Annotated in this window: 9 protein-coding genes and 1 riboswitch; of the genes, 3 read left to right on the top strand and 6 right to left on the bottom strand. The window is 71.4% G+C overall.

What is annotated here, in order from left to right:
- Positions 1 to 77: 77 nt before the first annotated feature.
- A riboswitch (cobalamin riboswitch) is annotated at positions 78 to 295 on the bottom strand.
- A 30-nt stretch (positions 296 to 325) separates the two neighbouring features.
- The 4 genes from C6Y14_RS03260 to C6Y14_RS03245 all read right to left on the bottom strand — a co-directional run bounded on the left by C6Y14_RS03260 (position 326) and on the right by C6Y14_RS03245 (position 5,237).
- A complete protein-coding gene (locus C6Y14_RS03260; protein ID WP_107014867.1) occupies positions 326 to 1,105 on the bottom strand; it encodes an SDR family NAD(P)-dependent oxidoreductase in 780 nt (259 codons plus the stop codon).
- 181 nt (positions 1,106 to 1,286) lie between these two features.
- Complete coding sequence (locus C6Y14_RS03255; protein WP_107015173.1) at positions 1,287 to 1,940, bottom strand: maleylpyruvate isomerase N-terminal domain-containing protein; 654 nt, start codon at positions 1,938 to 1,940, stop codon at positions 1,287 to 1,289.
- Between the two features lie 98 nt (positions 1,941 to 2,038).
- A complete protein-coding gene (gene helR, locus C6Y14_RS03250; RefSeq protein ID WP_107014866.1) occupies positions 2,039 to 4,207 on the bottom strand; it encodes an RNA polymerase recycling motor ATPase HelR in 2,169 nt (722 codons plus the stop codon).
- Between the two features lie 181 nt (positions 4,208 to 4,388).
- Positions 4,389 to 5,237, bottom strand: a complete 849-nt coding sequence (locus C6Y14_RS03245; protein ID WP_199854632.1) for an alpha/beta fold hydrolase — start codon at positions 5,235 to 5,237, stop codon at positions 4,389 to 4,391.
- A 180-nt stretch (positions 5,238 to 5,417) separates the two neighbouring features.
- On the opposite strand from C6Y14_RS03245, the gene C6Y14_RS03240 reads away from it, so the two are divergent.
- Positions 5,418 to 5,837, top strand: a complete 420-nt coding sequence (locus C6Y14_RS03240) for a winged helix-turn-helix transcriptional regulator (RefSeq protein WP_225890860.1) — start codon at positions 5,418 to 5,420, stop codon at positions 5,835 to 5,837.
- A gap of 43 nt (positions 5,838 to 5,880) precedes the next feature.
- On the opposite strand, the gene C6Y14_RS03235 is transcribed toward C6Y14_RS03240, so the two are convergent.
- Positions 5,881 to 7,413, bottom strand: a complete 1,533-nt coding sequence (locus C6Y14_RS03235) for a glycoside hydrolase family 43 protein (RefSeq protein WP_107014864.1) — start codon at positions 7,411 to 7,413, stop codon at positions 5,881 to 5,883.
- A gap of 233 nt (positions 7,414 to 7,646) precedes the next feature.
- On the bottom strand, positions 7,647 to 9,074 hold the full coding sequence (locus C6Y14_RS03230; protein ID WP_107014863.1) for a glycoside hydrolase family 76 protein: 1,428 nt from the start codon (positions 9,072 to 9,074) through the stop codon (positions 7,647 to 7,649).
- A gap of 327 nt (positions 9,075 to 9,401) precedes the next feature.
- On the opposite strand from C6Y14_RS03230, the gene C6Y14_RS03225 reads away from it, so the two are divergent.
- Both C6Y14_RS03225 and C6Y14_RS03220 read left to right on the top strand, forming a co-directional pair.
- Complete coding sequence (locus C6Y14_RS03225; protein WP_107014862.1) at positions 9,402 to 10,511, top strand: LacI family DNA-binding transcriptional regulator; 1,110 nt, start codon at positions 9,402 to 9,404, stop codon at positions 10,509 to 10,511.
- Between the two features lie 95 nt (positions 10,512 to 10,606).
- Entirely contained in the window at positions 10,607 to 12,220 is a 1,614-nt protein-coding gene (locus C6Y14_RS03220; protein WP_107014861.1) for an FAD-dependent oxidoreductase, read from the top strand.
- Positions 12,221 to 12,252: the final 32 nt, after the last annotated feature.

Raw genomic sequence — 12,252 nt, 5'->3', positions numbered from 1 at the left:
GCGCGGAGCGCGGTCGTCCGCTCGATCAAGTACGCCGACCCGCCCACGAGGTCACCGGGATCTCCGCGCGCGAATGGTTCGCGCACGGGCAGTTGGCAGGTCTTCGGACTCGCGGGCACGTCCTCCCTGCGGAGGACACCTACTGGCCGTCGCTTCCCAGACCCGGCCGGGCCCAGTGCGTGTGACGGCGGTCGTTCCCACTCACCGCTGCGGGGCAGTCCCGGATTCCCACCGGGTTCCCTCTTGCGACGCACCCGCCTGGCGGACGGGGCGAACCAGCTGCACCGGTCACCCTACGGGGCTCGGCCCGGTCGTGGAAAACTTTTCAGTGCACGGAGAAGCCGCCGTCGACGAAGACCGACTGCCCGGTCACGTACGCGGAGGCGGCGCTCGCCAGGAAGACCGCCGCGCCCGCGAAGTCCTCAGCGAGGCCGTTGCGTCCGACCATCGTGCGCGCCGCCAGGGCCGCCACCTTCTCCGGATCGGACGACAGCCGCCGGTTCAGCGGTGTCATCACGAAGCCCGGCACCAGCGTGTTGACGGTGACCCCGTACGGCGACCAGGCCTCCGCCTGCGAGCGGGCCAGTGACTCAAGGGCTCCCTTGGAGACACCGTAGGCACCGCTCTGGACGAAGGCGCGGTGGGCCTGCTGCGAGGTGACGTGGATGATCCGCCCGAAGCCCCGTCCGGCCATGGCCGGGCCGAAACGCCGGCCCAGCAGGAAGGGCGCGTCCAGGTTCAGGGCCATGGTGGTGTCCCAGACCTCGTCGTCGAGTTCACTCATCGGCGGCCGGAGGTTGATCCCGGCGCAGTTGACGAGGATGTCGGGCTCACCGAAGGCCTCGACCGCCTGCTCGGCGGCCGCACGCACGCCGTCCCGCGTACCGAGATCCGCGCTCACCCGGGCCGCACGGCAGCCGAGCGCCTGCAACTCCTCAACCGTCGCGGTCAGTTCCGCTTCCTTGCGCGCCACGACGACGACGCTCGCCCCGGCGCGGGCCAGCGCCTGCGCGATGCCCCGCCCGATGCCGGAGCTGCCGCCGGTCACCAGGGCGACCCGGCCGTCCAGGGAGAACAGTTCTGAGAGGTAGTGCTGCGAGTCCATGGCGGCACCATAGAAGGGCCCCGCCGGGGACGGACCGGCGGGGGTGCGATCCGGCCACCGGTGGCCGTGCGACGAGTACGCGCAGGTCAGCGGCTTGGCTCCGGATCGGGACCCTGTCACGGCGGGCTGCCGATCAGCCGGCCTGCCTCGTCCCGCACCGGAGGGCAGCTCAGCCCACAGCTCAGCCCAGCACGAGCGGCAGCCGCCCGGCGAGGGTGCCCAGCGCGGCCCTCTCCGCGTCGGTCGGTGTGCGCCGTCCGGTGCCGATCAGCAGCGCGGCCTTGTCGGAGAACGAGGCCGGGAACGGTGTCCCGGCGATCTGCTCCAGCGACGCGCGAGCCGCCGCCAGGGTCTCGGCGGGCGGCTGGGTGGTCGACGTCAGCCGGGAGATCAGGTCGAGGTGGTGCAGGGTCGCTTCGAGGACGTACACGGACAGGTAGTCGCCGACGGTCAGCACCTCGTCGCGGGTACCGACGCGGGCCGTGGGATCGGCGAGCCCCGCAGCGCGGCCCGCTGCGGAACCGACGTCGTCGAAGTGGAACTTCAGCAGCCCCGGCTCCCCGTACGCGGCGGCCAGCCGGGGGATCAGCGCGTCCAGCGGATCCTCACCGGCGGGGGTCCCGCCGAGCTGCCAGTAGGTGACCGCGTCCACGGTCGGTTCGGTGCCGGCGGGGGTGACCAGGGTGATCAGGATGTCCTGCGCGTCGATGACCAGGTGGCACACCAGATCCCGCACGAGCCACCCCGTACAGCCGGACGGCTGCTCGAAGTCCTCGTCCGGGACCTCGGCGACCGCCGAGCGCAACGCGGTCCAGGCGAGCGAGAAGAGCTTCACCGCGGCACGGTAATGCCGGACCGCGGCGGCGGACAAGCGCATACCGGCGGTGGGGTCCTTGTGGTCACCGCCCGGCGACCACAAGAACCCCACCAGCCTCAGCCGTCGGTGAGGACGACCAATTGCCGGGTCGCCCGGGTCATCGCGACGTAGCGGTCGACCGCACCCGCGACACCCGTGCCGTACGTCTGCGGGTCGACGAGGACGACCAGGTCGAATTCGAGCCCCTTGGACAGTTCCGGGGTCAGCGACCGGACGCGCGGCGTGGCCCGGAACGTCGGATCGCCGATGACGCACGCGATCCCGTCCGTGTGCGCGGCGAGCCAGGTGTCGAGGATCGCGTCCCGCTCCGCGACCGATCCGTGGACCACGGGGACGCCGTTGCTGCGGATGGACGTCGGCACGTTGGCGTCCGGGAGCGCGGCCCGGATGACCGGCTCGGCCTCCGCCATGACCTCCTCCGGGGTCCGGTAGTTGATGCTCAGCGAGGCCACCTCGATCCGGTCGAGCCCGACCCGCTCAAGCCGCTCCCGCCACGACTCGGTGAACCCGTGTCTGGCCTGCGCGCGGTCCCCGACGATGGTGAAACTCCGGGACGGGCAGCGCAGCAGCAGCATCTGCCACTGCGCGTCGGTCAGCTCCTGGGCCTCGTCCACGACGACGTGCGCGAACGGACCGGCGAGCAGATCCGGTTCGGCGGCGGCCAGTTCGGATTCGTCGACCATGCTGACCTTGGCGTCCTCGCCACGCAACATCGTCACCAGGCCCTCGCCGTCGTCACCGTCGGCGCCCGAGTCGGCCGCGGCATCTATCAGGTTGTCGACGACCTGAGCCATGCGCTCGCGCTGGGCGGCGAGGGTGGCCTCGTGCCGCCTCCTGCGCCGCGCCGACTCCGGATCGCCGAGCCGCTGCCGCGCCGCGTCCAGGATCGGCAGATCGGACACCGTCCACGCCTGCGGCTCCGCGCGCTGCAGCCTGCGTACGTCGTCGGGGCCGAGCCAGGGAGCACACATCCGCAGATAGGCGGGCACCGACCACAGGTCTCCGACGACATCGGCCGCTTCGAGCAGCGGCCACGCGCGGTCGAGGGCCCCGGTCAGCTCCTCGTCGTGCAGCAGCGCCCTGCGGAACAGGTCGAGCGGGACGTCGCCGTCGTGCTTGTCCAGCAGGATGGTGAGCAGGGCCTCCCAGATCTGGTCACGTGCCTCGTTGTGCGGCACACCGGGCCCCGGCGTCTCGAACGCCTCGGCCCAGTCGTCGGGGCTCAGCCGGACGTCGGACCAGGGCGTCGAGACCGTCATCCCCTTGGCGGGCGGCTCCTCGTAGAACCTGACGGCCGCCTCCACCGCCCCGACCATGTGGGCGGTCGACTTCAGGGCGGCCACCTCCGCGTCGGTCTCGTCCGGCGCTCCGGCCCCCTCGGCGACGAGGTCCCGCAGCGTGCAGGTCTGCACACCCTCCTCCCCGAGGCTGGGCAGGACATCGGCCACGTACGCCAGATAGGGCTGGTGCGGGCCGACGAACAGCACTCCGCCCCGACGGTGACCGAGACGGGGGTCGGAGTAGAGGAGGTAGGCGGACCGGTGCAGGGCGACGACCGTCTTGCCGGTGCCCGGACCGCCGTCGACGACGAGCGCGCCACGGGATCCGGCGCGGATGATCGCGTCCTGGTCGGCCTGGATGGTGGTGAGCACGTCCCGCATCCGGTGGGAACGGGTGCTGCCCAGACTGGCGACGAAGGCCGAGTGGTCGTCGAGCGCGGCATGCCCTTCGACTCCGTCGGCGGTGAACACCTCGTCCCAGTAGTCGCTGATCCGGCCGCGGGTCCAGCGGTATCTGCGACGGCTCGCCAGCCCCAGCGGGTTGGCGTGGGTCGCCGCGAAGAACGGCTCGGCCGCAGGGGAGCGCCAGTCGATCAGCAGCCGTCGCCCGTCGTTGTCGGTGAGGCCGAGCCGTCCGATGTACAGCGGTTCGGGGTCGTCCGCCCCGACGATGTGTCCGAGGCAGAGGTCCAGGCCGAAGCGGCGCAGGGCGCGCAGCCGGGCGGTCAGCCGGTGGATCTCCGCGTCGCGCTCCATCGCCTCCCGGCCGATGCCGCCGGGTGCCCTGCGTTCGGCGTCCAGTCGGCCGGACAGTTCGGTGATCGCCTGGTCGAGGCTCTCCGCGATGGCCGCGAAGTGCCTCTCGTCGCCGCCGATCAGCAGCGGATCGGCCTTCGGGGAGAGGTGGTCGGGAAGGTCGAACGCGCTCGTGATCAAAGAGTCCATGTCACCACCGGCTCCTCCCGGTTCGACGTCATTGCGCGGACCGTCGAGCGGCAAAAACGCACGCACTTCGTGAATCACCTTTTTCCGCAGTTACTCGTCCTGAGTGCGAGATTCTGCAGCAGGACGGGGGCCTTGCCGCAAGCCCCCCGGTGCGCTATAAGTTGAGAGTGGCAAGGAGTGGTTATTCCTGCTTGCCCTCATCGCCCGCCGCCAGGAAGGGCCTCAGCAGCCCGAGAAGTTCGTCCGGGCGATGCAGCGGAATGATGTGGCCGCAGTCCTCGATGACATGGCCCACGAGATCATCCGCCACGGGACGTAGCTGCTGTTCCAGTGCTCTGCCCACCGGCCGGGCGCCGATGGCCAGGGTGGGGACGGTCAACCGCGCCGTACGGACGGCTTCCCGGACCTGCCGGGCGCTCGTGGGCAGTGCGCGGTAGTACGAGAAGGCGCAGCGCAGGGCCTCGCTGCCGGTGTACGCGTCCACGAAGGCGTCCCGGAGAGCGGGGCGTACGCCCTGTCCGAGCGTCCCGGCGTCGAGGAACCAGTCGATGTACGCGCCCTCGTGCCCGGTGAGCACGGATTCCGCGAGGCCGGGCGCCGAGTGGAAGCCGAACCACCACGGTGCCCCGTGGGCGAGGAACTCCTCGGCGCCCGGCAGTGTGCCCAACAACGACTCCATGAGGACGAGTTGCCGGACGAGACTGGGGCGGCGCATGGCGAGCAGGAAGGCGGGCGGGGCGCCCGCGTCGATACCGATCACCGCCGCTGACCTGACCCCGAGAGCGTCGAGAACGGCCTCGGCGTCGGTCGCGAGCGTCCCGGCGTCGTACCCGCTCGCCTCCCGTGCGCTCGCGCCGAATCCTCGGAGATCCGGTGCGATCACCCGGTAGCGGCCGGCGAGTTCGGGGAGCACGTCGGTCCACAGCTGCCAGGTGTGGGGGAAGCCGTGGAGCAGCAGGACGGCCGGGCCCTCGCCGGCCAGGGCCACGTTGAGGTCGACGCCGTTGGCCCTGATCCGCCGGAGTTCCACGGCGGGCTGGTCAGGGCTGGACGGGGCGGACGGGGCGGACGGGCTGGGCTCGCTGGACGTACGGCTCGATGTGGCGGGCACATGGACCCCTCAGGTGGTTACCAATGGTGACAACGAAACGATAGGTAAGTACCGTGGGTGGGCCAAGACCGCACTTCTTCCACAGGTGGTGAGCCCGAGGTGACCCCTCCGTCCGCGCCCGCGTCCGTGCCCGTGCCTGAGCCAGGCCGGGGAGACCTGTTCTCCCCGCAGTGCCCGACCCGCCGACTGCTCGACCGGATCGGCACCAAGTGGACGTCGATGGCCGTCAAGGTCCTGGCGGAGGCGTCTCCGGACGAGGTGCGCTTCGCCGAGCTGCAGCGCAGGATGGCCGGCGTCTCGCAGAAGATGCTCTCGGTCACCCTGCAGAACATGGCCCGGGACGGCCTGGTCGGCCGCCGGGTGGAACCGACGGTGCCGCCCCGGGTGCACTACCGGCTGACCCCGCTCGGCCTCTCGCTGGAAGGGCCGCTGGCCATGGTCCGCGCCTGGGCCGAGGAACACATGGCGGAGATCGACCTCGCCAACCGGCGCAGCGAGGAGGCCCCGGCTGCCCGTTGAAAAGGCCGGGAGCGGGGCCCTCCGCGATCGCTGAGAACCCCGGTCAGGCGGACCGCAGCTCGAACCAGTCGAAGGCCGCGCTGCCCCGGGTGGCGTACATGCCGAGGACGCGGCCGGTGAAGCCCCCGGCGACCTCCGTCGTGAGGTAGCGGCCGTCGAGTTCGGCGAGGACCTCGAAGGCGCCGCCGTCCGTCTCGTACCCCAGGCGCAGGGTGTCGGGGCCACCGGCGCGCAGCCCTGGCGGGGGAGGCGTCGCCGGGTCGCGGGAGATGACCGTGGGCGGCAGGACGTCGGAGGTGGTGATGTCGATGCGCAGCCGCAACGGGCCCGCCGGCACCGGTCGTTCGGCGATCGACGCGCTCAGCGGGCCGATCCTGGCGACCGCGCGGACCGTGCCGTCGGCCACCTCCACCTCGTAGTGGTGTGCCTCGTCCAGGCGTACCGCGAGCCCGCCCCGGCCGCCGTCGGAGACCTCGATCAGCGTGCGCGCGCTGCAGTCGGGGTCGCGCTGCCGCCGTCCGACGAAGAGCGCGCCCGGTGTGTCGAGACTGTCCGCGCGGGCGTGCAGGACCAGGTGGCCCGGCCGTTCGTCGAGCCGGACGGCCTCCGGGTCGCTCCGCCGCAGAGACACCCAGCACGGGGCGAGAGCGGGGGAGCCGAAGTCGTCGCGGTCCGGCTCCCGCGGCCAGGGATGCGGGGTGAGCGCCGGAGCCTGCGCACGCGGTTCCAGCGGTCCGGGCAGGGGCCAGCCGTCCTCCCACCGCACCGGCGCCAGGAACGTCTCCCGGCCCATGCCGTGGTACATCGGCGTGTCACCCCGGGGCCTGGTGCCCAGCAGCACCATCCACCAGGTGCCGTCCTGCGCTTCCACCAGATCGCCGTGGCCGGTGTTCTGCACCGGATGGTTCGTACTGCGATGGGACAGGACGGGGTTGGCCGGATGCGCTTCGAAAGGGCCCGGCAGCGTACGGGACCTGGCCACCGACAGGGCATGGCCGCGTTCGGTGCCGCCCTCCGACAGGAGCAGGTACCACCAGTCGTCGATGCGGTAGAGGTGCGGGCCCTCCGGATACTGCAGTCCTGTGCCCGACCACATCGGCACCGGATCACCCAGCAGTTCACCGGACTTCGGGTCGATGCGGACCCCTCGGATCCCGCCGTCCGAGAAGACGCACCAGCAGGTGCCGTCCTCCTCCCAGGCCAGGTCCGGGTCGATGCCCGGAACGCCGACCGGCACCGGGTCCGACCAGGGGCCCGCCGGGTCCTCGGCGGTCACCAGGATGTTGCCCGCCCCGGCTACCACGGTCGTGATCAGCCAGAACAGACCGTCGTGATGGCGCAGCGTGGGCGCGTACACCCCCGTGGAGGCGGCGGCCGTGTCGGGCAGCGCCAGCTGCGACGGCCGGTCCAGCGCGTGCCCGATCAGCCGCCAGTGCACCAGGTCCCGGCTGTGCCACAGGGGTACGCCGGGTACGTACTCGAAACTGGACGTCGCCAGGTAGTGGTCGTCGCCGACCCGGCAGATGCTGGGGTCGGGACTGAAGCCGGGTATGACGGGATTGTCGAAGTACGTCATGTCCGTCCCTGTGGAGTGCGGCCGCGGGAGTGCTCCCGGGTGCCCCTGGGTGGGGCTCCGGGAGCCTACGTCGAAGCGCTTCCGCGGGCACCGGCGTTCTGGAACAGGGCCGCCCTGGGCTTGAGCACGTCCGTGCGAGTCTTCTCAGGGGCGCGGGGAACTGCGCGCTCAGCCACGACGAGCCGGCACTCCGCGACGCTGCCCGGTGCCCCTCGGGGTGGACCCCGCGTCCCTCAGGACGCCGCGTTCATCAGATCGAGAGCACTCTGCTGCCGCGCGGCGTCCGTCCTGTCCAGCGGGCCGTACCAGCGCAGGCCGTACTGGTCGAGTGCGTTGCGGTCGGCGGCGTAGGCCTGGGCGGCCTGTTTGTTGAGGTAGGCGGTGTAGGGGCGGTCGGACAGGACCGCGTTCAGCTTCGCCAGGCCGCGTACGTCGGCGCCCTTGAAGGACGCCCCGTCGGCGCCGCAGTCACCCGACTCGCAGGGGTCCCTGAGGATGCCCGCCGAGGTGTTGAGCTTGCCGGAGACAACGTTGGCGTCGGCGATCCGACGCGCGGCGGCGAGTACCGAGGACTCACCCGTGGCCTTGTGCAACTCCACGAGGCCGCCCACGAGTTGACCCTGGTTGTAGGACCAGACCGTGCTGTCGCCGACCTTGCAGGTGCTCATGCTCAGGCCGTCGCTCACCGTCTGGTCGGCGTTGATCATGCCCGTTCCCTGGAACCAGCTCCAGTCCGCCTTCGCGCGCTGGAGGTAGGTGGTGTCGCCCGGGATGCGGTTGTGCAGTGCGGCGTTCAGCTCGATGTACAGGGAGTTGGGGATGGCGTTCTTCACCGTCTTCGCGGTGCTCCACCACACCCCGCCGCCGCAGGTGCTGTCCCAGTAGGAGGCCATGTAGTCCGCGTCGGCCCGTGCCGTGGCCAGATAACGGGGGTCGCCGGTGAGGTCGTACGCCGCGATCCAGGTCAGGCCCCACCAGCCGGTGTCGTCGATGTAGTCGTTGCGGAACTGCCCGTCGGCCGCGTTGAGTTGCAGGTCGTAGGTGCGGCCGATGGCGTACCGGTAGCTCTGCATGCCGGTGACCCGGATGTTGTCGATGACGGAGTGCAGCGCGTTGGCCGAGTTCCACCAGCCGGTGGTGTCGAACAGGCCGGTGCCGTAGTTGTAGAACTGCATCTGCGCGGTGGCCGCCGCGGTGCGCCGGTCGCCGGCGTTCCAGGTGGACCGGGCCCACGGTGTGCAGACGATGTCGGTGCGGTCGGCGGCCTTGCCACAGGCGCGCAGCGCGCCCACGCCGTGGCCCGCCCAGTCGTCGACGTTGTACATGAGCGTCCGCCAGCCCGTCTGGCCCGCCGGGATCTTCGTGGCGCCCAGACGGCTGTTCGAGGCCCAGGTCCGGCCGCCGTCGTAGGAGCGGTCCAGCCACACCTCGTCCCCGGGGCTGCCGTTGCGGACGGAGGCCCAGCCCATGGCGTCGGCGTCATTGAAGTGCAGCTCGAACGTCCGCGAGAAGAGCGTGGCGGTGACAGGTCTGCGGTCCTGGCCGCTGAGGGCCGGGTCCCGTGCGTCGCAGTACTTGTTGCATACGGTCGCCGCGGGCGCCGATGCCCTCTCGGGGGCCGCGGCGGAAGACGGGGCGGCCTGGATCAACAGGGCCGACATCGTTGTCAGAGAGAGGGCGAGGGCTGCGAGTGGTGATCGTCTGGCGCGCATGGATGGACTCCCGAAGGCTTGCCGAACACTGCGGTGGGGGCACAGGGGCTGGTCCTTGGAAAGGCTCGGCGTGGACGTTAACCGGAACCGGTTGACGGGTCAATGGCCCGGTTGAATCTTCATGTTCGGCCGCTCTCCGCGTAAGGGCCCGGCGGACGAAGAAGTCGTGTCGCACCCCTTGACCGCTGCCGCGAAGGCACCCCACAGTTCTGCTAATGCGCATTACTTATACGCATTAGCAAGCTGGTGTCGGCCCTCCGCGGCCGGGTGAGGAGCATGGTGGAGCAGCCACGGAAGGGCCCCAGGCGTGGGCGGACCCCCGCGGCGGCCGGGCGGACGTCCCGGCCGCGGCAGGCGGAGGTCGCCCGGCTGGCCGGAGTGTCCCAGGCGACGGTGTCGCTCGTGCTGTCGGCGAAGGCGAAGGCGCAGGGCTCGGCGATCTCGGACGAGACACGGCAGCGGGTGCTCGACGCGGCCCGCAGCCTCGGCTACGTACCGGACCCGGCGGCCCAGCGGCTGGCGGCGGCCCGCAACAACCTGCTCGGCGTCTACAGCTTCACGGCCACCTTCCCGACGGACGTGGAGCACTCGTACTACCCCTTCCTCGTCGGGGTGGAGCGGGAGGCCGCCGCGCGCGGTTACGACCTGGTGCTGTTCACGGGATCGAGTTCAGGCGGCGCCAAGGCGGCCGGACCCGAGGCGCTCAACCGGGTGCGGCTCGCGGACGGCTGCCTGTTCCTCGGCCGCCATGTCCCGATCGCCGAGCTGAAAAGGATGGTCGCCGACGGCTTCCCCGTGGTGCACCTCGGTCGCCGGGAGGAGCTGGAGGGGCTGTCCTGGGTCGGCGCCGACTATGTGAGCGCCAGCAGCGAGGTGGTCCGGCACCTGGCGTCCTTGGGGCACCGCCGGATCGTCCTGGTCCGCGAGGACGACGACGCGCCCGCCTCCACCGACCGTCAACTGGGCTTCCTGGAAGGACTGGAGGCGGCCGGACTGCCCGGCGGTTCCGAGGCCGTCTTCCGCTGCGCGGATCCCCGGCGCGAGGTCACCCCCGAACGGCTGCGGAGCTGGATCGACGAGGGCGTCACCGCCTTCGTCGCGGAGGAGACCGACACCGGGGGTGCGTGGCGAGCCCTGCGCGGGGCCGCCGACGAGGCGGGTCTCAGCTACCCGGGAGACCTGTCCCTCGCGCTCCTCGGCAGCCCGCCGTCCGACCTCGCCGGGGACCCGCAGCCCACCGGATTCGACGTCCCACGGCACCAGTTGGGTGCCGCCGCGGTCCGCATGCTCGCCGCACTCGTGGCGGGGGAGGCGGCCGAGGAACCCCTGGTCGCCTGTGCCTTCCGGGCCGGTGCCACCACCGGCAGCCCACCGGGGCGGCCCTGACACCGGCGCCCGTCGCGCGAGTTGAACCATCGCCGCACCGCACCAGCGGACGAACCACGGCTGAATCAGCAGCTGAACCACCAGCAAGGAGAAGCGTGATACCGAAAGCCGACATCCTCATCGTGGGCGGCGGGCTCGGCGGCGTGGCCGCCGCGCTGGCGGCCTGCCGGGCCGGACGTACCGTCGTGCTCACCGAGGAGACCGACTGGCTCGGCGGACAGCTCACGTCGCAGGCCGTGCCGCCCGACGAGCATCCGTGGGTCGAGCAGTTCGGCACCACCGCCACGTACCGTCAACTACGCGAAGGAATCCGGCAGTTCTACCGGCAGTGGTATCCGCTGCGTGCCGAGGCACTGGCCCTCACGGACCTCAACCCGGGCGCCGGCCGCGTGAGCAAGCTCTGTCACGAGCCGCGTGTCGCGCTCGCCGTCATCGAGGCGATGCTGGCGCCCCACCGGGCCGCCGGCCGGTTGACCGTCCTCACCGACCACCGGCCCGTCGCGGCCGAGGCCGACAACGATGTCGTACGGTCGGTGACGCTTGAGCACTGCCAGGACAGCGGCCGACAGGTCACCGTCCCCGCCCGGTACGTGATCGACGCGACCGAGACCGGTGAACTCCTCGAACTCGCGGGAGTCGAGCACGTCATCGGGGCCGAGGCACGGTCCGAGTACGACGAACCGCACGCCCCGGACGAGGCTCAGCCGCTCAACCAGCAGGGCATCACCGTGTGCTTCGCGCTCTCCCACCACGAGGGCGAGGACCACACCGTCGAGCGGCCCGCCGACCACGACTTCTGGCGGGAGTACCGGCCCGACTTCTGGCCCGGACCGCTGCTGGGATTCCAGGCGCCGGACCCGCGTTCCCTGGAGTCCGTACCGCGCACGTTCGAGCCCAATCCGGAGCTGGACCCGCTCGCCGTGAGCGCCGACCAGAGCGCGGACGCCGGGGACAAGGAACTGTGGGGCTTCCGCCGCATCCTGGCGCGCAAACTGCACACTCCCGGCGCCTTCGACTCCGACATCACGCTCGTCAACTGGCCGCTCAACGACTACTGGCTGAAGCCGCTCGTCGGAGCGGGCCCGGAGGTTGGAGCCGAAGCGGTCGCCGGGGCGCGGCAGTTGTCGCTGTCGGTCCTGTACTGGCTGCAGACCGAAGCGCCCCGCCAGGACGGCGGCACCGGATTCCCGGGCCTGCGTCCGCGCCCGGACGTGACCGGCACCCCGGACGGCCTCGCGAAGGCGCCCTACGTCCGTGAGTCGCGCCGCATCAACGCCGTCACCACCGTCACCGAGCACGACGTGGCCATTGACCTGGTCGGACCCTACGGCGGCACCAAGTACCGGGACTCCGTAGGAGTCGGCAACTACCGCATCGACCTGCATCCCTCGACCGGTGGCGACAACTACATCGACATCGGCTCGGTGCCCTTCGAGATCCCGCTGGGCGCACTCGTGCCGAGGCGGGTCCGCAACCTGCTGCCCGCCGGCAAGAACATCGGCACCACCCACATCACCAACGGCTGCTACCGGCTCCACCCCGTCGAGTGGAACATCGGCGAGGTCGCCGGCGCACTCGCCGCCCACTGCCTGGCCGAGGACGTCGAACCCCACCAGGTGCAGGCCGAGGACAAGCGGTTCGAGGAGTTCGCACGCGGCCTCGACCGGGCCGGCGTACAGCGCCACTGGCCCGACGTACGGGGCTACTGAGATCGAGGGGAGGGCCGGACCGGCTGCTCAGC

Origin of the sequence: Streptomyces dioscori (genome assembly GCF_003024195.1) — a bacterium.
Taxonomy (GTDB): domain Bacteria; phylum Actinomycetota; class Actinomycetes; order Streptomycetales; family Streptomycetaceae; genus Streptomyces; species Streptomyces dioscori.
This window is presented reverse-complemented; position numbering and strand designations above follow the sequence as displayed.